This window comes from Pseudomonas syringae pv. tagetis (assembly GCF_022557255.1).
Classification (GTDB): domain Bacteria; phylum Pseudomonadota; class Gammaproteobacteria; order Pseudomonadales; family Pseudomonadaceae; genus Aquipseudomonas; species Aquipseudomonas caricapapayae.
In genome coordinates this window covers 2240116-2263096 of the sequence record NZ_CP092923.1, presented here as the reverse complement: position 1 = coordinate 2263096, position 22981 = coordinate 2240116, and the positions used below count along the sequence as shown (strand labels likewise).

13 protein-coding genes and 4 tRNA genes are annotated in these 22981 nt (G+C 61.3%); 9 read left to right on the top strand and 8 right to left on the bottom strand.

The annotated features are described in order from the left end of the window. Positions 1–77: 77 nt before the first annotated feature. The 6 genes from MME58_RS10150 to uvrB form a co-directional block, all read right to left on the bottom strand. Positions 78–153, bottom strand: a tRNA-Glu gene (locus MME58_RS10150). A gap of 46 nt (positions 154–199) precedes the next feature. After that, positions 200–275 (bottom strand) — tRNA-Ala (locus MME58_RS10145). Between the two features lie 51 nt (positions 276–326). Beyond that, positions 327–402 (bottom strand) — tRNA-Glu (locus tag MME58_RS10140). A gap of 88 nt (positions 403–490) precedes the next feature. Next, positions 491–566: transfer RNA gene (locus tag MME58_RS10135), tRNA-Ala, on the bottom strand. A 148-nt stretch (positions 567–714) separates the two neighbouring features. Then, complete coding sequence (gene gltX / locus MME58_RS10130; protein WP_054988185.1) at positions 715–2196, bottom strand: glutamate--tRNA ligase; 1482 nt, start codon at positions 2194–2196, stop codon at positions 715–717. Positions 2197–3408: 1212 nt separating this feature from the next. Beyond that, entirely contained in the window at positions 3409–5424 is a 2016-nt protein-coding gene (uvrB, locus tag MME58_RS10125; protein ID WP_003366641.1) for an excinuclease ABC subunit UvrB, read from the bottom strand. A 359-nt stretch (positions 5425–5783) separates the two neighbouring features. Here uvrB and MME58_RS10120 point away from each other — a divergent pair, with 359 nt between their 5' ends. Next, a complete protein-coding gene (locus MME58_RS10120; RefSeq protein ID WP_055005856.1) occupies positions 5784–6980 on the top strand; it encodes an amino acid aminotransferase in 1197 nt (398 codons plus the stop codon). Between the two features lie 222 nt (positions 6981–7202). After that, the gene (locus tag MME58_RS10115) at positions 7203–7514 is read left to right on the top strand and encodes a hypothetical protein (protein ID WP_003407694.1); all 312 of its coding nucleotides are present in this window, start codon (positions 7203–7205) and stop codon (positions 7512–7514) included. Positions 7515–7566: 52 nt separating this feature from the next. Here MME58_RS10115 and pvdQ read toward each other — a convergent pair whose 3' ends face one another. Continuing rightward, positions 7567–9906, bottom strand: coding sequence for a bifunctional acylase PvdQ (gene pvdQ, locus MME58_RS10110; RefSeq protein ID WP_055005855.1), 2340 nt, complete (start codon positions 9904–9906; stop codon positions 7567–7569). A gap of 202 nt (positions 9907–10108) precedes the next feature. On the opposite strand from pvdQ, the gene MME58_RS10105 reads away from it, so the two are divergent. Genes MME58_RS10105 through MME58_RS10095 form a run of 3 tightly spaced genes read left to right on the top strand, consistent with a single transcriptional unit; the run spans position 10109 to position 14648 of the window. Further along, on the top strand, positions 10109–11281 hold the full coding sequence (locus tag MME58_RS10105) for an efflux RND transporter periplasmic adaptor subunit (protein ID WP_054986859.1): 1173 nt from the start codon (positions 10109–10111) through the stop codon (positions 11279–11281). Next, complete coding sequence (locus MME58_RS10100; RefSeq protein ID WP_055005854.1) at positions 11282–13252, top strand: MacB family efflux pump subunit; 1971 nt, start codon at positions 11282–11284, stop codon at positions 13250–13252. A gap of 7 nt (positions 13253–13259) precedes the next feature. Next, complete coding sequence (locus tag MME58_RS10095) at positions 13260–14648, top strand: efflux transporter outer membrane subunit (protein ID WP_055005853.1); 1389 nt, start codon at positions 13260–13262, stop codon at positions 14646–14648. Positions 14649–15750: 1102 nt separating this feature from the next. Here the strand turns inward: MME58_RS10095 and pvdP are convergent. Beyond that, positions 15751–17385, bottom strand: coding sequence for a pyoverdine maturation tyrosinase PvdP (pvdP, locus tag MME58_RS10090; RefSeq protein WP_055005852.1), 1635 nt, complete (start codon positions 17383–17385; stop codon positions 15751–15753). 181 nt (positions 17386–17566) lie between these two features. Between pvdP and pvdM the strand changes: the two genes are divergently transcribed. The 4 genes from pvdM (at position 17567) to MME58_RS10070 (ending at position 22889) form a co-directional block, all read left to right on the top strand. Further along, positions 17567–18910 carry a pyoverdine-tailoring dipeptidase-like protein PvdM gene (gene pvdM, locus MME58_RS10085; protein WP_055005851.1) on the top strand — a complete coding sequence of 448 codons (1344 nt, stop codon included), beginning with the start codon at positions 17567–17569 and terminating at the stop codon, positions 18908–18910. A gap of 42 nt (positions 18911–18952) precedes the next feature. Continuing rightward, the gene (gene pvdN / locus MME58_RS10080) at positions 18953–20233 is read left to right on the top strand and encodes a pyoverdine-tailoring periplasmic protein PvdN (protein ID WP_055005850.1); all 1281 of its coding nucleotides are present in this window, start codon (positions 18953–18955) and stop codon (positions 20231–20233) included. 49 nt (positions 20234–20282) lie between these two features. After that, on the top strand, positions 20283–21143 hold the full coding sequence (gene pvdO / locus MME58_RS10075) for a dihydropyoverdine dehydrogenase (RefSeq protein WP_054985906.1): 861 nt from the start codon (positions 20283–20285) through the stop codon (positions 21141–21143). 69 nt (positions 21144–21212) lie between these two features. Further along, on the top strand, positions 21213–22889 hold the full coding sequence (locus MME58_RS10070) for a cyclic peptide export ABC transporter (RefSeq protein WP_055005849.1): 1677 nt from the start codon (positions 21213–21215) through the stop codon (positions 22887–22889). Positions 22890–22981 lie beyond the last annotated feature (92 nt).

The window sequence follows — 22981 nt, the reverse complement described above, 5'->3', positions numbered from 1 at the left end:
AGGGTTTTTCAAAACCTGAAAAACAAAAGGGCCATTCAATAATCGAATGACCCTTGGTCCCGCAGAGCGGGAAATCGTGGCGTCCCCTAGGGGACTCGAACCCCTGTTACCGCCGTGAAAGGGCGGTGTCCTAGGCCACTAGACGAAGGGGACGCAAAACCTTCAGTCAGGTTCATCGAACGATGAACCCTGGCAAAATTGGTGGAGCTTAGCGGGATCGAACCGCTGACCTCCTGCATGCCATGCAGGCGCTCTCCCAGCTGAGCTAAAGCCCCGGATTTACGCCTCTCGGCGGAGATCAACCTTGCGGCATCACTCGATGAAACTGGCGTCCCCTAGGGGACTCGAACCCCTGTTACCGCCGTGAAAGGGCGGTGTCCTAGGCCACTAGACGAAGGGGACATAACCTTCTCGAAAAGCAAACGGTCGCTGGATCCGTTTGCTTCACATCGCATCAGAGCCGTGCAGCAATACTCTGAAACGCTAGATTTGGTGGAGCTTAGCGGGATCGAACCGCTGACCTCCTGCATGCCATGCAGGCGCTCTCCCAGCTGAGCTAAAGCCCCACATCAGTGGACGGGGCGCATATTAAGCGTGAGTGACAGAGCTGTCAAATTTATTTTCTACAATTTGCAAACTTTTTTGTCGGTAATACAACCACTTACCCTTCTACCCCCGGAAAACCGGGGGCGACTGACAGGAACGGGGAATGCCTCAGGCAATCGAGCCCAGAAGCTTTTCCCATTCCTTGTTTTCTTTCTTGGAAACACCACCCAGCAAATCGAGGGCCTGACGCAGACGGAAGCGGGTCAGGTCCGGGCCGAGGATTTCCATTGCATCGGTCACCGACACCGAGTTGGCCTGACCGGTGATCGCAGCGAACATCAAAGGCATGGCGTCACGCAGCTTGAGCCCCAGATGCTCGACGACCGCCTGGATACACCCCATGATGCGGTCCTTTTCCCACTGACGCAGCGACTCAAGCTTCCACAGGATAAGCTGCATGACCTGACGGACCTGCTCCGGGGACAGCTTCTTGTGCTCGAACAGCTTCGCATCAGGGGTGACGCCACCTGCGAAGAAGAAGCCGGCCAGCGGTGCGACCTGACTGAAGGTCTCTACCCTGCCCTGCACATGGGGTGCGATCTTCATCATGTAGTCGGGGTTCAGTGCCCACGTCTTCAAGCGGCTGGCAAACTCCTCGACCGGCAGATCACGCAACCACTGACCATTGAGCCAGGACAGCTTCTCGATATCGAAAATCGGTCCGCCCAGCGAAACACGCGACAGGTCGAAGTGCTCGACCATTTCCTGCAGCGAGAACTTCTCGCGCTCGTCCGGCATCGACCAGCCCATGCGGCCCAGGTAGTTGAGCATCGCCTCGGGCATGAAGCCCATGCGCTCGTAGAAAGTCACTGAAGTCGGGTTCTTGCGCTTGGACAGCTTGCTCTTGTCGGGGTTACGCAGCAGCGGCATGTAGCACAGCTGCGGCTTGTCCCAACCGAAGTATTCGTACAGCAGGATCAGTTTCGGCGCCGATGGCAGCCATTCTTCGCCGCGCAGGACGTGAGTAATGCCCATCAGGTGGTCATCGACCACGTTAGCGAGGAAGTAAGTTGGCAGCCCGTCGGTTTTCATCAGGACCTGCATGTCCATGCGATCCCACGGGATTTCGACTTCGCCGCGCAGCATGTCCGGGACAACACAGACACCTTCGGTCGGCACTTTCATGCGGATCACGTGTGGCTCGCCCGCCTCCAGGCGGCGCTGCACTTCTTCCTTGGAGAGCAGCAAGGCACGACCGTCATAGCGCGGGGTCTCCCCCTTGGCCTGTTGCTCGGCACGCATCTCGTCCAGTTCTTCGGCGGTGCAAAAGCACGGGAAGGCATGGCCCATGTCGACCAGTTGCTGCGCGTACTTTTTATAGATGTCGCCACGCTCGCTTTGGCGGTATGGGCCGTGCGGACCACCGACGTCCGGTCCTTCGCTCCACTCGATGCCCAGCCAGCGTAGTGCGTCGAAAATCTGTTGTTCGGACTCGCGGGTAGAGCGCAGTTGATCGGTGTCCTCAATGCGCAGGATGAACTCGCCGCCATGCTGTTTGGCAAAGCAGTAGTTGAACAGTGCAATGTAGGCCGTGCCGACGTGAGGGTCGCCAGTGGGCGATGGCGCGATGCGGGTACGAACGGTGGTCATGGAAAATCCCGAAATTGGTCGATCAAGCGCGGAATGTTAACAGGCCGGAGGCATGAGGCTCCAGCACGGGCAATGTGATTGCATTCTTGCTCCGCGCTCGGCGCTGCTCGCAGGGCCCGATGGGTGCTTAAAAAGGCTTTTCCTATCGTGCGTGGGCATGCAGTTCGTGACGCTCTGCGTCACACGGCGGTTCTGGGATGTCAGATGGATTGGGGTTCGACTCAGATTCTCGTTCCCACGCTCCGCGTGGTAATGCCGTTCGTGACGCTCTGCGTCACACAGCGGTTCTGGGGTGTCAGGGGGATTTTCTCCTCCTCTGACTATCGTGCCGACGCTCCGCGTCGGCATGCAGTTCGTGACGCTCTGCGTCACATGGCGGTTCTGTGGTGTCAGGGGGATTGGGGTTCGACTCGAATCGGTTTTTCGCCCCTCGGCGAGTTACTTTGATGGGGCCAAAGTAACCAAACCCCTCGGCTCCGTTTCCGGCCCGACTTCGTCGGGTTCCTTCGCCCTGTCACTGATCCGCGGGTCGCCGCAACGGGCCATCCATGGCCCGGTGCGGCTAGCCTGGCGTCCTGCCAGGCTACCCACGGATCAGCGCCAGGACTCAGCCGTCACTTACGTCGCACTCTGCGTCGCTTGTGCCATCGCGGTGAAAAGCGTTTTAGAGCTGTTTGGCTAAAAGCACGGATGATTATCGTGCCGACGCTCCGCGTCGGCATGCAGTTCGTGACGCTCCGCGTCACACGGCGGTTCTGGGATGTCAGGGGGATTTGTGTTCGGCTCAGGTCAGCTTTTCGCCCCTCGGCGAGTTACTTTGATGGGGCCAAAGTAACCAAACCCCCTGGCTCCGTTTCCGGCCCGACTTCGTCGGGTTCCTTCGCCCTGTCACTGATCCGCGGGTCGCCGCAACGGGCCATCCATGGCCCGGTGCGGCTAGCCTGGCGTCCTGCCAGGCTACCCACGGATCAGCGCCAGGACTCAGCCGTCACTTACGTCGCACTCGGCGTCGTCTGGGCCATCGCGGTTGAAAAGCACTGCGTTGGCAGCGGCCAAGATTTTGCTTATCGTACCGACGCTCTGCGTCGGAATGCAGTTCGTGACGCTCTGCGTCACACGGCGGTTCTGGGATGTCAGATGGATTGGGGGCCGACAACGGCGTGCCAACGCGGAGCATTGGCACGAGGGTCGACTGTGTATCCGTCATACAAATCAAACCGCCAGCAACCGCTCGCGCAACTTGCCGATCTCGTCGCGCATCTGAGCGGCGGCTTCGAACTCCAGGTCGCGGGCCAGTTGGTACATCTTCTCTTCCAGTTGACGAATGCGTTTGTTGATCTCGCTCGGCGAGCGCAGTTCGTTTTCGTAACGAGCATTCTCTTCGGCGGCTTTGGCCATGCCTTTGCGCTTTTTGCTGCGCGAGCCGGGCACGGTCGCGCCTTCCATGATATCGGCAACGTCCTTGAACACGCCTTTGGGGGTGATGCCATGTTCCAGGTTGAACGCCAGCTGTTTCTCGCGACGCCGTTCGGTCTCGCCGATGGCTCGCTCCATCGAGCCGGTAATCCGGTCGGCATACAGAATCGCCCGACCATTGAGGTTCCGTGCCGCTCGGCCAATGGTCTGGATCAGCGAGCGGTCGGAACGCAGGAAGCCTTCCTTGTCGGCATCGAGGATCGCCACCAGCGACACCTCCGGCATGTCCAGACCTTCGCGCAGCAGGTTGATGCCCACCAGCACATCGAACGTACCCAGTCGCAGGTCGCGGATGATCTCGACACGTTCCACCGTATCGATGTCCGAGTGCAGGTAACGCACCCGTACACCGTGGTCGCTCAGGTAGTCGGTCAAATCCTCGGACATGCGTTTGGTCAGCGTGGTGACCAGCACCCGCTCCTCCAGCGCAGTACGCTTGTGGATCTCCGATAACAGATCGTCGACCTGCGTAAGCGCCGGACGGATCTCGATCTGTGGGTCCACCAGGCCGGTCGGGCGCACCACCTGCTCGACGATACGCCCGGCGTGCTCGGCCTCGTAGTTACCCGGAGTCGCCGAGACGAAAATGGTCTGCGGGCTGATGGCCTCCCACTCGTCGAACCGCATCGGCCGGTTATCCAGTGCCGACGGCAGGCGGAAACCGTACTCGACCAGGGTTTCCTTGCGCGACCGGTCACCTTTATACATCGCGCCGACCTGCGGCACGCTGACGTGGGATTCGTCGATCACCAGCAAGGCATCCGGTGGCAGGTAATCGAACAAGGTCGGCGGCGGTGCACCGGACGGACGTCCCGACAGGTAGCGCGAGTAGTTTTCGATGCCGTTGCAGTAGCCCAGCTCGAGCATCATTTCCAGATCGAAGCGGGTTCGCTGCTCCAGACGCTGCGCCTCCACCAGTTTGTTCTGGCTGCGCAGGTATTCCAGGCGCTCCTGCAGCTCGACCTTGATCCCTTCCATCGCCTCGATCAGCGTCTCACGCGGCGTGACGTAGTGGCTCTTTGGGTAGAATGTAAAGCGCGGCAGCTTGCGGATGACCTCGCCAGTCAGCGGGTCGAACGCCGACAGACTCTCGACTTCGTCGTCGAACAGTTCGACCCGGATCGCTTCCAGATCGGATTCGGCCGGGTAGATGTCGATCACATCACCGCGCACCCGAAACGTCGCACGGGCGAAGTCCATGTCGTTGCGGGTGTACTGCAGGTCGGCCAGGCGTCGCAGCAAGGCACGCTGATCGAGTTTATCGCCGCGATCAATGTGCATGACCATGCGCAGATAGGTTTCCGGACTGCCCAGACCGTAGATACACGACACCGTGGTAACGATAATCGCGTCCTTGCGCTCGAGCAGCGCCTTGGTCGCAGACAGGCGCATCTGTTCGATGTGATCGTTGATCGACGCATCCTTCTCGATGAACGTATCCGACGAAGGAACATAGGCCTCGGGCTGGTAGTAGTCGTAATAGGAAACGAAATACTCCACGGCATTATTCGGGAAAAACGCCTTGAATTCGCCATACAGCTGCGCAGCCAGGGTCTTGTTCGGCGCAAGCACCAGTGTCGGTCTCTTGATCTGGGAAATCACGTTGGCGATGCTGAACGTCTTGCCCGAGCCGGTCACCCCCAGCAACGTCTGGTGTGCGAGCCCTGCGTCGATCCCTTCGACCAGTTGACGAATGGCCTCGGGCTGATCGCCGGCTGGCTCAAAACGGGTAACGAGCTGGAACTCGGACATAACCTACCTCTTGATTCGTTCGCGACAGGATCGCGCAAGGGACTCGTCTGCACCTGCCAGACAGGCCATGACGAAATCATCGCCAACGCCCGATCCCGCCGGGAAAAGGCGTGCGATGTCTTGAAATGATGCTTACTAGATGGAGCCATATGCCAGCCTTTCAAGGCGCGCACTTAAAGCATTGAGGTTTGAACGGCACGATCGTTCTGAAAATATGCGCATATACCTCGAAAAAACCCGCCTGAACTGTCGCCCGTCGCAGTGATGCTCTCTATACTAGGCCCTGTTTATGCACCGCTTTGGCGCATTCGGCCGCAGCGTGCATCCCCTACCCACTCTTCATCAAGAGCCGCCGCACAATGAGCCTGTTTTCCGCTGTCGAAATGGCACCCCGCGATCCGATCCTGGGTATCAACGAAGCATTCAACGCCGACACCCGCACCACCAAGGTCAACCTTGGCGTAGGTGTCTACTGTGATGAAGACGGGCGCATTCCTCTGCTGCGTGCCGTGGCTGAAGCTGAAAAAAACCGCGTCGCCCAGCACGCACCGCGCGGCTATCTGCCGATCGACGGTATTGCCGCTTACGATCAGGCCGTGCAAAAACTGCTGCTCGGCACCGACTCCCCGCTGATCGCTTCGGGCCACGTGCTGACCACTCAATCGGTCGGCGGCACAGGCGCCTTGAAGATCGGTGCCGACTTCCTCAAGCAATTGCTGCCCGACGCCGTTGTGGCGATCAGTGATCCGAGCTGGGAAAACCACCGCGCACTGTTCGAAACCGCAGGTTTCCCGGTACAGAACTACCGCTACTACGACGCAGCCACGCACGATGTGAATCGCGCAGGCATGCTCGAAGACCTGCAGGCCCTGCCGGACAACTCGGTTGTCGTGCTGCACGCCTGCTGCCATAACCCGACCGGCGTCGACCTGAACCTTGAAGACTGGAAAAAGGTTCTTGACGTGGTCAAGGCCAAGGGCCATGTACCGTTTCTGGACATGGCTTACCAGGGCTTTGGTCAAGGCATTCAGGAAGATGCTCTGGCAGTGCGCCTGTTCGCCGAGTCGGGCCTGACCTTCTTCGCGTCCAGCTCGTTCTCCAAATCGCTGTCGCTGTATGGCGAACGCGTGGGTGCACTGTCGATCATTACCGAATCCAAGGAAGAAACCGCTCGTGTCCTGTCACAGGTCAAGCGCGTGATCCGCACCAACTACTCCAACCCGCCGACGCACGGTGCAATCATTTCTGCTGCGGTCCTCAACGATCCGGCACTGCGTGCGCTATGGGAACAAGAGCTGGGCGAAATGCGTTTGCGCATTCAGGGCATGCGCAAAGCCATGGTTGAGCGTCTGGCCGATAATCCGGCTGGCCAGGACTTCAGCTTCGTCGCCCGTCAGTGCGGCATGTTCTCCTACTCCGGCCTGACCGCCGAGCAGGCCCATCGTCTGCGCAGCGAGTTCGGCATCTACGCGCTGGACACCGGGCGTATCTGTGTGGCCGCGCTGAATCAGAAGAACATCGACGTAGTGTGTGACGCGATCAAAAAAGTGCTCTGATTGCGCTGCGCGTATCTTTAGCAGCAAACCTGTTCGCGAAGGCTATATTCCGCTCGATGCATCCCATGCGACGTACCGGCTCTTCGCGAACAGCGCTTACCCGACAGTTGCACACGCAGCACCCCAGCCAGCATCACCATTCGGCAACTGAATCGAACGATCCCCATTGTGCCCCCTCGAAACTGTGTCAGAACATTTTCTGAAACCGATATCGAGGTACTCATGTCTATCGAACCGCAACGTCAGAAAGAACCCACGCCAAATCAGGACGCACCTGCCAGCCCGGGCCCGGACCGCAACGATCCGGCAATCGAGCCGCAAGTCGGTGACGTCAAACCCGAGACTGAAAAGGGCAATGGCCAGAGCCAAGGCCAGACGCCTTCCCCAAGCCAGTCACAGACTCAGTCGCAGAGCCAGTCAACCAGCGACAGCGCCTATGTACCTGACCATGAGCCGGAAGAAAAAACCGAGGATTTGCGCAATCATCAGCCAACCACTGGCGTTGACGCCGATATCGATACACCCGGCGGCTGATTCCCGGCAAGCGCATTTGGGCCGCATGGCCCAAACGCTTTGCTTGCCGTTCTCAGCGATCAGCCTCTTCGCTTATCACTTGCACCTCATACGCAGGATCAGCCTTGATCTGCTGTTCAGTGAACGGCAATACCTGCCACTGCTTTTTTGAAAACGCTTCAGTCTGGTCGCTTGAATGGGGTGACCGTGGATTGCTCGATTCCGAGAACGCCAGTAACCCCTGCGCCTTGGGGCCCTGCTCGTCGAACGACACCACTTGCAGGTAGCTGGTGCCACTGACCACCTCGCGCTTACCGTCCTTGCCGGCCACCGTTTGCATGGCGTTGTAGACGCCGAGCCCGGCCGGACCGCCGTGAATCGGGATCTGCTTGCCGCTGATGCTGGAAACCTGAATGTCGCCCCATTTACTGCCTGCCGAGAGGCCTGCCCTGGTCAGTTCATCGACGGCTGCGAGCATGGCCGCGCGCAGTGCGGTGGCAACAGAAGGGTTTTCAATCGCCAGCCCGCTCGGCGTACGAGCCGGGTCCTGCGGATCGAATGCAACGCGCCACCGCGAGGCAACAGCCTGCATGGACGTCATGATCTTCTGGAAGTAGACGAAGCCGATGCCACTGTTCAGGTCAGCCCGTCCGTCCCAGTCTTTCAGTGCAGCGCACAACGGTGCCAGACGAGCAGTATCATCACCCAGCTCCGAGGCACAGAATTTGAGCAGATCCGGCAGCACTTGTCTGGCCTGATACACCTCGTTGTCCATGACCATCGCCTGCAGGTCTTCGACGCTGACTTTGCCAGCCTGCCGCAGGCTGCCCAGCCGATCCAGCGCAAAACGCGCCCGCTGACCCAGCGGCTGACCGTCCTGGCTGATCAGCGGCGAAAAGCCCTTCAGCGGTGCGGCGGGATTGACCATCCAGGCCGAGTCGTTGGAATGCTGCACAAAGTCGCTGCGCAACAGTTGCGGCTGGCGGGAGGACGGATAGATGCCTGGCTGTACCGCATCGGCGGAGACCTCCCAGTTGCACTCACCGCGTGAGCCGTCGAGTACGATCAGCTCCGTGCCGATGCGCGGATCACTGCACCTGGCGAGCCTGGCGGCGTCAACGTTCGGCACCACCGAGAGGTTCATGTACAGCGCCTGCCCTTTGGCATCGACTGCCAGGGTGTTGACCCACGGAATACCCTGAAGGCGGTGGACCGATTCCTCGAATGACTTGAGGCTGTCGGCCCTGTCCATCGAATACCACTGCTGCAGCACGCGGTCGTTTTCCAGATTGGCATCGCGCAGGCTGTAGGCAAACTTGCTGTCCCAGTCCAGCTTGCCTGGCCATCGCACCACCGGCCCGAACCTCGACGAATAGACAATGCGCGGCACAGACTTGAAACTGCCATCCGGCTGCTTCACCTCGATACTCACCGGCTGCTGACCCATCGCAACCGATTGGCCATCCAGCAGGTAACGCGTGGAGTCCTTCGGGTCGAGCTGCAAGCGATGCAAGGTGAAGTGTTTCGACGTGTCGACGGTATGGGTCCAGGCCAGATGCCGGTTGAACCCTATATTGATCAGCGGCAGCCCCGGCAACGCCGCACCCATCACGTCGAGCCTGCCAGGAATAGTCAGGTGCATTTGATAGAAGCGCATGCCACCGCCCCATGGAAAATGCGGGTTGGCCAAGAGCATGCCGCGCCCGTTGGCAGACAGATCGTGCCCTATCGCCACGGCGTTGCTGCCGCGCTCCAGAGCGAAGTGCTGGTTGCGCTGGGCGGCCAATTGCAGCGCCCGATCTTGCTGATGGCCGGCCTGAGCGGGCTTTTGCAGCGCAGGCGGCATGGCACCGGCCAGCGCCTCGGTGAATTGCCCCACGCCGCCCTCGACCAGCAAGCGACGAGTCAGGCGCACAAGATCATCAGTCGTGATCGGCCGAACCCACTCGGCGGCACACGGTTGCGGCAACCCCGTGGTTTTCTGTTCAGCCAGCGAACGGTTGTAACCCGCGACATAGCCCTGCATCAATTGGCGAATCTCGAGCGGCTGCGCTTTCCAGAAATCTGCCAGCGCCTCGGGCGCATTGAGCCACTTGAACAACAGGTCGCTGGCCATGTTACTGCGCTGTTCAAGGGTCGCCTTGTCCGGCCCGAAATAGCGCGAACGCTCGCCGTTGACGGTGACAATCTCATTGGCCAGCAGGCACAGGTTGTCCTGTGCATAGGCATAGCCGATGCCGTAACCCAGGCCACGCTCATTGGCCGCGACGATATGCGGCACGCCAAAAGCGGTACGCCGGATCTCGGCGCTGGCGGCCTGACGATCATCGCCAACCAGGGCATGCGCGGGCGATACCAGCACGAAGGAAAGACCTGCAAAGACAAAACTGCACAGGGGTCTGGAAATAATCACGCTGACTCCAACTCGACGAGACGACCCGAATTAGCCGCTCCCCTTAAACGAAGCTCAGGGTCGAAATTTACCCGCGCACTGCAACCTGCTGTCGACGCTAAATTCCCGCCTCCATCCCTCGTTTAAAGGGCAGCTCTCTATAAAGAGCCGTTCTGCAGCCCTGGTCCGTCGACCGGCTGATTTTTCCCACGCAGGAACCTGCATGAAACGCTCTCGCCATCCTCGACGCGCCCTTCTGTTGGCGCTGTGCCTGTTCCCGGTCATCGCTGTGTGTGCCTGGCAGATCATGCCTGACAGCAAGGACCCTGCATCGACCGTCACGGTGACCCGCAGCAATATCGAGAACAGCGTCACTGCGCTGGGCACCTTGCAACCCCGCAGCTATGTGGACGTCGGCTCACAGGCCACCGGGCAGATCATGAAAATCCATGCGCAGGTCGGTGATCAGGTCAAGGAAGGCGACTTGCTGGTAGAAATCGATCCGTCGACGCAAAAAGCCAGGCTGGACGCCGCGCGTTATGCCATTGAAAACCTCAAGGCCCAGCTTCAGGAACAGCGCGCGCTGCATGAACTGGCCGAACAGAAGCAGCAGCGTCAGAAGCGCCTGGCGGCAGGCGGGGCAACGCGGGCCGAGGATGTGCAGGCTGCGGAGTCTGAATTCCGCGCCACTCAGGCACGGGTCGACATGTTCAAGGCGCAGATCCTCGAAGCCCAGGCAGCGCTGCGCAGTGACGAGGCCGCGCTGGGCTATACGCGCATCTATGCACCCATGAGCGGCACGGTGGTCGCGCTGGATGCCCGCGAAGGTCAGACACTGAACGCGCAACAACAGACGCCGCTGATTCTGCGCATCGCCCGATTGTCGCCGATGACGGTCTGGGCTGAAGTCTCGGAAGCCGATATCGGCCATGTCAAACCCGGCATGACCGCCTATTTCACTACCCTGAGCGGCGGCAATCGGCGCTGGAGCAGCACCGTGCGGCAGATCCTGCCAGTGCCGCCCAGGCCGCTGGATCAGGCCAATCAGGGCGGCGGCAGCCCGAGCAGTGCGCGCAAGAGCGGCGGCGGCCGGGTCGTGCTGTACACCGTACTGCTGGACGTCGACAACAGCGATCAGGCGCTGATGGCAGAAATGACCGCACAGATATTCTTCGTCGCCGGCAGCGCACAGAATACCCTCACCGCGCCGTTGGCAGCGCTGCGAAGCGGACCGCAGACCGATGTGCAGACCGCGCAGGTGCTATCCGCCAATGGTGATGTGCACGACCGTCAGGTACGCACCGGCATCAGCGACCGCCTGCGCGTGCAGGTTCTCGACGGATTGAATGAAGGCGATCGCCTGCTGCTGCCTTCCTCTGTCGGCAGCGGGGGCTGAATGCACACGCCAATGATTGACCTGCGCGCCATCCGCAAATCCTACGGCGGTGGCGACAGCCCGCTGGTCAACGTGCTGCGCGGTATCGATCTGTCGATCCACGCAGGCGAATTCGTGGCGATTGTCGGCGCCTCCGGCTCCGGCAAGTCGACATTGATGAACATTCTCGGCTGTCTGGATCGCCCGACGTCGGGCGAATACCTGTTCGCCGGAGAGAATGTCGCCGAGCTGGGCAGCGACGAACTCGCCTGGCTGCGCCGTGAGGCGTTCGGCTTCGTGTTTCAGGGCTATCACCTGATCCCGTCCGGCTCGGCACAGGAAAACGTCGAGATGCCGGCGATCTACGCCGGTATGCCCGCCGCAGAGCGCCACGCCCGAGCCGCGGCCCTGCTCGACCGGCTAGGCCTGGCGTCGCGCACCGGCAATCGCCCGCACCAGTTATCCGGCGGTCAACAGCAACGGGTGTCCATCGCGCGCGCACTGATGAATGGCGGACATATCATCCTCGCCGACGAACCCACCGGCGCGCTGGACAGTCACAGCGGCGCGGAGGTGATGACGCTGCTGGACGAACTGGCCAGCCAGGGTCACGTGGTGATCCTGATCACCCATGACCGGGAAGTCGCCGCCCGCGCCAACCGGGTCATCGAGATCAGCGACGGCCTGGTGGTCAGCGACACCGCCCGCGATCTGTCCGGACCGCTGTCAGCCAACCCCGCTGCGCTGCAGGCGGTCGATCTGCGCAAGCGCCTGAACGAGGGCAGCGGCAACCGAGGCGCCTGGAAAGGCGAACTGCTCGACGCACTTCAAGCGGCCTGGCGAGTTATGTGGATCAACCGTTTTCGGACCGCACTGACGCTGCTGGGCATCGTCATCGGCGTTGCTTCTGTGGTGGTCATGCTGGCCGTTGGCGAAGGCAGCAAACGCCAGGTCATGGCGCAGATGTCCTCGTTTGGTTCCAACATCATTTACCTCAACGGCAAGGCCCCCAACCCGCGCGCGCCCAAGGGCATCATCACGCTTGAGGAAGTCGCGGCGCTGGGCGAGTTGCCCGAAGTCAAAATGATCATGCCGGTCAATGGCGGACAGGCCGGAGTGCGCTACGGCAACGTCGATCACTCCAGCTACGTCGGCGGCAACGACACGCACTTTCCGGCGATATTCAACTGGCCCGTAGTGGAAGGCAGTTACTTCAGCGAAGCGGACGAACAAAGCGCAGCGGCCGTGGCAGTCATCGGTTACAAAGTTCGGCAGAAACTGTTTGGCGAGCATGCCGACCCTTTAGGCCAGTACATTCTGATCGAAAACGTACCCTTTCAAGTGGTCGGCGTACTTCAGGAGAAAGGTGCTACGTCGGGCGATCTGGACAGCGACAACCGCATTGCCATTCCCTACTCGGCAGCCAGCATCCGCCTGTTTGGCTCGCAAGATCCCGAGTACATCACCATCGCCACCCGCGATGCCAACAATGTCAGACAGGCCGAACAGGCGATCCGCAACCTGCTGCAACGCTTGCATAACGGCAAACAGGATTACGAGCTGACCAACAACGCGGCAATGATCCAGGCCGAAGCACGCACCCAGAACACGCTGTCGCTGATGCTCGGGTCGATTGCTGCCATCTCGTTGCTGGTCGGTGGCATCGGTGTGATGAACATCATGCTCATGACCGTGCGTGAACGCACCCGTGAAATAGGCATCCGCATGGCCACAGGCGCACGGCAGAGCGACATCCTGCGGCAGTTCCTTACCGAAGCGGTCATGCTTTCCGTGGTCGGCGGGCTGGCCGGTATCGTGCTTGCACTGGGCATGGGCGCCGCGCTGTTGCTGAGCAAGGTGGCCGTTGCGTTCACTGTACCCGCCGTGGCCGGAGCATTTGCCTGCGCGCTGGTCACCGGCGTGATCTTCGGTTTCATGCCTGCCCGCAAAGCTGCCCGGCTCGACCCGGTTGCGGCCCTCACCAGTGAATGATCAATCAATGAAGCCGAGCCTTTCCCTTTTGACGGTCTGCCTGCTACTGAGCGCCTGCAATACCCCTGCCCCGCGCCTGGACGGCGGCATTCAGCCACCTGCAAGCTGGGCGTTTGCCAAGAGCGCTGCCGCCCAGCGCAGCGATGCCCGCTGGTGGCAGCAGTTCGGCAGCCCGCAATTGAATCGTCTGATCGAGCAAGCCAGTCGCGACAGCCACGAAGTCGCTGCAGCAATGGCACGCGTGCGTCAGGCTCAGGCAAGCGCTGTCATCGGCGGCGCGCCATTGCTCCCTGAACTGGCGTTTGACCTGCGCGGCGAACGTAACAAGTTCGTGCGCAACAGCGACCGCAAGGCCAACCCTTCCGACGACAACAACACCAACAACTTCACCAGTGACCTGACCGCCAGCTATGAAGTGGACTTCTGGGGCGGTATCGCAGCCGGACGGGCCAGCGCGCTCCAAAGCCTGCGGGCCAGCGAGTTCGATCAGGCGACTGTACAACTGACACTGCTCGGCAACGTCGCCGACCGTTATGCGCAAACTCTGGCGGCACGCGAGCAAGGCCGGATTGCCGGGCTGAATCTGGCCAACGCGCAAAGCGTGCTGCGCCTGGTGCAGACGCGCTATGAATCAGGCTCGGCCACTGCACTGGAACTGGCGCAGCAGAAGAATCTGGTCGCGACCCAACAGCGCGAACTGCCACGCGTTCAGCAACTGGCCAACGATCAGTTGATCACTCTGGCAGCGTTGCTCGGTCAGCCCGTGCAGAACCTGCACCTTGGCGATCAGCCCTTCGACACCCTGAATTGGCCGGACATTGGCCCCGGCCTGCCCAGCGATCTGTTGACCCGTCGCCCTGACCTCGCCAAGGCCGAGGCTGAACTGGCGGCGGCACAGGCCAATGTTACCGTCGCCCGCGCCGCCATGCTGCCCAAACTGACCCTGAGCGCCAGGCTGGGCACCGAAACCACCCGCGCCGAAGACTGGCTGCGTGCGCCGTTCAGTAGCCTGGCTGCCGGCCTGGTAGGACCGATCTTCAACAATGGTCGTCTAAGTGCCGAACGCGACAAAGCGACGGCACGCCAGGAAGAACTGCTGGAAATCTATCGCGGCGCGATCGTCAACAGCTTCGCCGACGTGGAAAAAGCCCTGAACAGCATCAGCGGACTGGACCAGCAGCGCTACTGGCACGAAGAAGAACTCAAACAGGCGCAAACCGCCTTCAACATCGCCCAGAGCCGCTATGAAGAAGGTGCCGAGGACTTACTGACGGTACTGGAAACCCAACGCACGCTGTACCTGGCGCAGGACGTGAGCGTGCAGTTACGGCTGGCACGGGTGCAGGCGAGCATCGCACTGTACAAAGCGCTGGGCGGCGGCTGGCAGGTGCGCTGAGCGTCACGCAAGGAACAATACTCTCACCACTATCGTGCGGCGCTCCGCGTCGCACGCCGTTCGGGACGCTCCGCATCCTCTTTGCGAGGCAGAGCGCCGCGAGCTGCATTCCCACGCTGGAGCGTGCGGAACGATAATCGCACCACCACTATCGTGCGGCGCTCTGCGTCGCATGCCGTTCGGGACGCTCCGCGTCCTCTTTGCGACGCAGAGCGTCGTGAACTGCATTCCCACGCTGGAGCGTGCGGAACAATAATCCCACCACCACTATCGTGTGGCGCTCTGCGTCGAATGCCGTTCGGGACGCTCCGCGTCCTCTTTGCGCAGTTGAGCGTCGCGAGCTGCATTCCCACGCTGGAGCGTGCGGAACGATAATCCCACCACCACCATCGTGCGGCGCTCTGCGTCGCGTGCCGTTCGGGACGCTCCGCGTCCTCTTTGCGACGCAGAGCGTCGTGAACTGCATTCCCACGCTGGAGCGTGCGGAACGATAATCCCACCACCACTATCGTGCGGCGCTCTGCGTCACATGCCGTTCGGGACGCTCCGCGTCCTCTTTGCGACGCAGAGCGTCGCGAGCTGCATTCCCACGCTGGAGCGTGCGGAACGATAATCGCACCACCATCGTGCGGCGCTCTGCGTCGCATGCCGTTCGGGACGCTCCGCGTCCTCTTTGCGACGCAGAGCGTCGCGAGCTGCATTCCCACGCTGGAGCGTGCGGAACGGTAATCCCACCACCACTATCGTGCGGCGCTCTGCGTCGCATGCCGTTCGGGACGCTTCGCGTCCTCTTTGCGCAGTTGAGCGTCGCGAGCTGCATTCCCACGCTGGAGCGTGCGGAACGATAATCCCACCACCACCATCGTGCGGCGATCTGCGTCGCATGCCGTTCGGGACGCTCCGCGCCCTCTTTGCGACGCAGAGCGTCGTGAACTGCATTCCCACGCTGGAGCGTGCGGAACGATAATCCCACCACCACTATCGTGCGGCGCTCTGCGTCGCATGCCGTTCGGGACGCTTCGCGTCCTCTTTGCGCAGTTGAGCGTCGCGAGCTGCATTCCCAAGCCGGAGCGCTGGGAACGATAACCTCCACTGCCGCTCGCTAAAACCACCTGTCCGGCAACAGATTGCGCGCATACCAGGGCCGGCGCGGCACGCGGCGCAGCAGGTTGCTCAGTTTGTCATCCGCCGCAAACGTGATGCGCAGCGCGAGCTTCATGACTTCCGGGTCCATTTCCATGGTCTTGCCGGCGATCTGTCCCGGCACAGTGCTGCAACCGTGAGTGTCCGGACCCAGCCACGGATCACTGACTTCAACCCAACGACCCGGAGCGAACCAGGGCACGCCGTTGACATCAAGGCGCTTCACCTCGCCGGGATGAAAGCGCTCGTGAGCACGGAACCAGTCGTCGATGCGGTCGTCGATCCAGCCGTGAAACATCCAGAACACAGGATTCACATGCGACGAAAAAGGATCGGCCAGAAAGTCGTTTTCAGGCTCGAACCAGCGCTCGGCGAAATCATCCGAGCGACGTGCCATCGGCACCGGCTGGCCGTTGGCGGGATCGCGGGCCACCGATGCCCAGCGCATATGCAGCCAGTCATGCAGCTCCAGCTCGACCTGCGAGCCAAACTGGCCAAGGGTCAGCCTCGACAGAAAGCGCGGATCGCGATACTGCGACTCCCAGACCTGAAAATGCGTATGAAACGTCTCATGGCTTTTGATATCACTGACCAGTTGGGTGTATTCCTCGTCACCGTGCGCCAGCCAGTCTGGCGGCAGTGAACAACCGTCGTGGTTATCGAAATAGCGGGCAAAGCCAAGGCGATCGCGCTCCAGCTCAGGCTGCGGCAACGGAAAACGCGGCCATGACGGCAGGTCCTGAATCCGGCGCGCCTGAATCAGCATGTGCCGGTGCATATAAAAGAAGTCCTCGCCCGACCCGTTACGATCCTTGTGCGGGCCACGGGCATCGCGCTCGTTCGCGCGCGGCCCCGGCTGCCAGCCGATCCCGCGCAGGGCGTCACGCTTGTCTTCGGGCAGCTTGTGCCATTTGTCCCGGGAGGCATGCCACAGTTGATGAAACAGGCGGTGCTCTCTGGAAACCAGCCAGGCCAGAAACGGTGGACTCAGACCGACCCGTTCGCGCGCCTCGGGAAACACCTGTTTGATCGCGATCAGGCGGTTTTCCAGCTCCGGCAGAGCCAACGGCCGGTCCAGACGTTCGATACGCCCGCTCAAGGTGCCGCTGCCCGCGTTGCCGAACGCACCCCAGACCTCATCGAGGGTCAGGCTGAATTCGTAATCCGGGGTATCGCTGTGCGGATCGTCGCCGGCATGACCGTCAATGACCCGCAGATAGAGCTTTGCCGCATTGGCCGGCTGCAGGTCGCCGATTACCCGAAAACGCGGCAGCGCATCGCTGCGCAGGTGCTCAGCCGTATCGATGTAACCGCGCAGGGCGCGACCGCGCGGGGCAATGTCGAGAAACATTTCCAGACCGTCGAGCGGTGCACCGGCCAGCCCGGCATCGCGCCCCTCGAAACGCAGGGTCCACACGCCACGCAGCTTGTCGGCCAGGCGCTGAGTAGCGGTATCGGCAGGCCCGGCCGTAGCTTCGCCCGGCGTCACGGGCTCGTCGACCCGCGTGAGTTCCCGATGCGCGTAATAAGCCGCCGGAACTGCCGCGCCGGTCAGCGCCAGACCCGCTATGAACCCTCGTCGAGAAATCGTCATTACCCTACCTGTTCCAGCACCGAGACAGCCTTATCCAAGCTAGAACGTAAACCCGACAGACAAATTTAGCGCGTCGCCCGCATCCACCACCTTGCGCTAAATTTTTTGCCTATCCGCTCGTTCTCCACCAGATAGCAACGGCCCTTGCAGGCTGCGCAACGGTTAACCAGACGAGACGGAAATGACAAGACCGCGTTGGAAAAAGGCTCTCTTCATCGGCCTGCCACTGGCTCTGGCCATCAGTGCAGGCGCGGGCTTTCTTGCCTGGAACTACTGGTCGCCGGCCGGCTACCCGGTCAAGGTCATGAAACAGGCCGACGACCTGCAAGAGCGGATCATTTCCTTCGACAGTCACATCACGGTGCCGATGAAATTCGGCAGCGAGGGCAACGAAGCCGACAAGGACGGCTCAGGGCAGTTCGACCTGGTAAAAACCGCACGCGGACGCTTGTCCGGCGCAGCCCTGACGGTGTTCGGCTGGCCGGAAATCTGGAACGGCGACAACGCGCCGCATCGTCCGACGCCCGGCTTTGTCGATGAAGCACGCCATCAGCAGGAAGTGCGCTACAGGATCATCACCGGCATGGTTCGTGATTTCCCCAATCAGGTCGGCATCGCCTACACCCCCGACGACATTCGCCGCCTGCACGGCGAAGGCAAATTTGCGATCTTCATCAGCATGCTCAATGCCTACCCGCTGGGCAATGACCTGAGCCTGCTGGACCACTGGACAGCGCGCGGCATGCGCATGTTCGGTTTCAGTTACGTGGGCAATAACAGCTGGGCCGACTCTTCGCGCCCCCTGCCCTTTCTCAACGACACGCCCGATGCACTGGGCGGCCTGTCGGAAATCGGCAAGCAGGCCGTGCAGCGCCTCAACGACCTGGGCGTGATCATCGATGTGTCGCAGATGTCGAGCAAGGCGCTGGAACAGGTCAGCCAGTTGAGCCGCACGCCGATGGTCGCGTCGCATTCGGCACCACGTGCGCTGGTGGACATCCCGCGCAACCTCAGTGACGAAGAAATGCAGCTCATCAAGCGCAGTGGCGGCGTGGTGCAGATCGTGGCGTTCCCGGCCTATCTGAAGCCGTTGAGCCAGAAGACCCAGGACAAGCTCAACGCCCTGCGCAAGGACTTCGACCTGCCGCCACTGCCGAATCTGGCCATGGCGCTGATGCCCGGCGACCCGATCATCACGGTCTGGCCGGAGCAGCGCTTTGGTGCCTACGCCAGCAAGCTGTACGCGATTCTCGAGGAAGAACCCAAAGCCACGGTCAAGGACTTCGTCGACGCCATCGATTACACCGTCCGCAAAATCGGCATCGACCATGTCGGCATCAGCTCCGACTTCAACGACGGCGGCGGCGTAAAAGGCTTCAACGATGTCAGCGAAATCCGCAACGTGACGGCCGAGCTGATCGAGCGCGGTTACGCGGAAGCAGACATCACCAAGCTCTGGGGCGGCAATTTTCTGCGCGTCTGGGAACAGGTGCAGGCGTCGGCACAGCCGGCGGCCAGACAATGACCCTTTCAGACGCCTCTAACCGACCATCAGGCAATATCGCTCATGACTGATCGCAGAACGTTCCTCAAACAGGCCGGAGTGGTGGCTGCAGTCTTGCCACTGGGCTCAGGACTTGCGTCCGCGGCCATCACGGCGGCACCCGCATCGGCATCAGCAGACAAATGGGTGCGCTTGAAGCAGCTCTTCGATCAGGACCCGGACTACGTCCACCTTTCCAACTTTCTGGTCACCTCGCACCCCAAACCGGTCCGCGACGCGATCGAAGCGCATCGCGCGCATATCGACCGCAACCCGGGCCTGGCCATGGACTGGGATTTGGGGGAAACCGAACGGCGCGAACATGAGGTTCGTGTCTGGGCAGGCAAATACCTGAACGCCCAACCCGGCCAGATCGCCCTGACCGGCAGCACCACCGAGGGGCTGGCGATCATTTACGGTGGTGTTCATGTGCGCCCGGATCAAGAGATCCTGACCACCGAGCACGAGCATTCCTGCACCCGCGACATCCTCAAGTTCCGCCAGCAGCGCGAAGGTACCCAGGTACGCAAGATCCGTCTGTTCAAAGACCCGGCAACGGTCTCGGCGGACGAAATCATCGGCTCCATCGCACGCAGCATTCAGCCGAAGACGCGGGTATTGGGCATGACCTGGGTCCAGTCCGGCAGCGGGGTGAAACTGCCGATCGGTGCCATCGGCGATCTGGTCGAAGAACACAACCGCAACCGCGACGACAAGGACCGCATTCTGTATGTGGTCGACGGCGTGCACGGGTTCGGCGTCGAGAACCTGGATTTCCCGGACATGAAGTGTGACTTCTATGTCGCCGGCACCCACAAGTGGCTGTTTGGCCCGCGCGGCACCGGCATCGTCTGCGCACGCTCGGAGCAGGTGAAAGACGTCACGCCGCTGATCCCCACGTTCTCGGAAGCCACCGGCTTCAGCACGATCATGACGCCCGGAGGCTATCACTCGTTCGAACACCGGTGGGCACTGAACGAGGCGTTCAAGCTGCACCTGCAACTGGGCAAGGCTGACGTGCAGGCACGTATTCATGAGCTCAACGGCTACCTCAAGCAGCGCCTCAAGGCTCAGCCCGGCGTCGAACTGGTGACGCCCATGGACCCTGCACTCTCGGCGGGTTTCAGCTTCTTCCGCCTCAAGGGCCAGTCCTGCGACGAAGTGGCTGCCTGGCTGATGAAACAACGCATGGTCGTCGACGCAGTAAGCCGCGACGTCGGCCCCGTGGTACGCACCGCGCCAGGATTGCTGAACAACGAGGCCGAAATCGATCGTTTCATGGCCCTGCTCAGCCAGCGCGCCTGATGCGCATGCACAGAATCAACTGTTTTTCCGTTTCCTATCGAGACCCGTCATGAAAACAACACTGCTGTCCCTTTCCGCCGTGCTCGGCCTGCTGCTCTGCGACGCCGCTCTCGCCGCCACGCCGACGCCCGCCCCCGGCAAGGTGTTCAAGGACTGCAAGGACTGCCCGGAGATGGTCGTGCTGCCTGCAGGCACCTTCACCATGGGTGCGCCCGAAGAGGAACTGGGTCGTCAACCGGACGAAGGTCCGCTGCATGACGTGACCTTCGCCAAACCCTTCGCCATCAGCCGTTTTCAGGTGCTGAGCGGCGAGTGGAATGCCTATATCAAGAGCTCCGGCTACACGATGCCGGATGGCGATACCCGGCCAGGACGCGAGTGTAAGGCTGGCAAGCCTCGCTATCCACTCGGTGCTCGCCAGCCTGCCGTATGCATGGACTGGAACGAAGCCAAAGCCTATGTCGAATGGCTGTCGAAAAAGACCGGCAAGTCCTACCACATGGTCAGCGAGGCCCAGCGCGAATACGCGGCACGCGGCGGCAGCAAGGGCTCGTTCCCGTTCCCGATGGACGAAGGCAAGCCCTACAGCATCGCCAGACACGCCAACACCTACGGCCCGGAAGACGGTTTCAGCTACACGGCACCCGCTGGCAGCTACAGCCCCAACGATTTCGGCATCTACGACGCCCACGGCAACGTTTATGAATGGACGGCCGATTGCGAGACCAGCAATTACAACGGCGCACCCACCGATGGCAGCGCATGGCTGGCCGGTGATTGCACCTGGAAAATGATTCGCGGCAATGACTGGACCGAAGCGCCGATCTTCTCCCGCTCCGGCAACCGCAACAGCCGTCAGCCGGATGTCCGCGGCGACTGGCTGGGTTTCCGGGTCGCCCGCGACCTTTGACGGACTTCATGCGCGCCTGTGGCCTGCGACCAGCGCGGGCCGCATTCACGGACACTGACGAGACACACCATGACCCGCAAAACTGAAAGCCTCGCCCGGGAAACCCTGAGAATCCTCAAGCCGTTCTGGTGGCTGGTGGCGCTGTCAACCGTGCTGGGGATCGTCAGCGGCCTGAGCGTCACCGGCCTGCTGGCCACCATCAACAATGCGATGAACATGCCCGGCGGTCCTGACACGCATACCGCGCTGCTGTTCGCCGGCTTGTGCGTGCTGACCCTGGCCTGTTCGACACTGTCCAATCTGTCGACCAACTACGTCGGCCAGCGAGTCGTTGCCAACCTGCGCCGCGAGCTGGCCGCCAAGGTGCTGGTCGCGCCCATCGAGCAACTCGAGCGGTATCGCGCGCACCGCCTGATTCCGGTGCTGCTCAACGACGTCAACACCATCAGCACCTTTGCCCTGTCGGTCGCGCCGATGGTCATCTCGTTCACTGTAACGCTCGGCTGCCTGACCTATCTGGCGCTGCTGTCCTGGCAGATTCTGGCGCTGACGGTACTGACCGTGGTACTCGGCACGGGCGCACAGTACCTGGCTCATGCATTCGGCATGCGCAGCATTCTGGCCGCACGCAACAGCGAGGACGAGTTGCAGAAGCACTACCAGGCCCTGTCCGCAGGAGCCAAGGAGTTGCGCATTCAGCGCAAGCGCCGTCAGCACATGCTCGACGAAAAGATTCACGGTGCCACCGAGCACATCTGCCGCTCGAACATTCGTGCCGCGAACATTTTTGTCAGTGCCGAAACCTTCGGCTCAATGCTGTTCTTTGCCGTGATCGGCATGGCCATTGCCTTTCAGGCGCTCTGGCCCACAACCGAAAAGACCGTGCTGGGCGGCTTCGTGCTGGTGATGCTGTACATGAAAGGGCCGCTGGAGCGTCTGATTACCGCCCTGCCCGGCATCAGCCGCGCGCAGATCGCCATGCGCCGCATTGCCGAGCTTTCGTGGAAGTTCTCCAGCCCCGAGCCGCACTTGCTGGTCAGCGACCGTCCCAGCTCGCTGGCCAATATGCATACGCTTGAGCTGTGCAACCTGCGCTATGACTACCCGCCTGTCGAGGGCGGCGACGCCTTCCACCTCGGCCCGGTCAACCTGAGCATCAAACAGGGCGATATCGTGTTCATCGTCGGTGAGAACGGCTGTGGCAAGACCACGCTGATCAAGCTGCTGCTGGGCCTGTACACGCCGCAGCAGGGCGAGATCCGCCTCAACGGCAAGACCGTCAGCCCGGAAAACCTGGACGACTACCGCCAGTTGTTCACCACGATTTTTGCCGACTACTACCTGTTCGACGAGCCACTGCAGGGCGAGGCCGCGCTGCCGGAAGACGCGGGCAAATACCTGGAGCGACTGGACATCGCGCACAAGGTAAGCATCAAGGACGGCGCGTTTACCACCACCGACCTGTCGACCGGGCAGCGCAAACGTCTGGCGCTGATCAACGCCTGGCTGGACGAGCGTCAGGTGCTGGTGTTCGACGAGTGGGCCGCCGACCAGGATCCGGCGTTCCGCCGCGTGTTCTACACCGAACTGCTGCCCGAGCTGAAGCAGCAGGGCAAGACCATCATCGTCATTTCCCATGACGACCGCTATTTCGACATCGCCGATCAACTGGTGCGCATGCAGACCGGCCAGATCCAGGTCGAGCAGGTTCACAACGACATCCACGGCAAAACCATTTCGGCCTGATTCATCCACGCCTTTAAAGCCCCGCCCGGTCAGTCCGCGAGCGGGGCTTTTTCCTGTATGGCAGACCCTGCCTGATCAAGCCGGATAGCCAA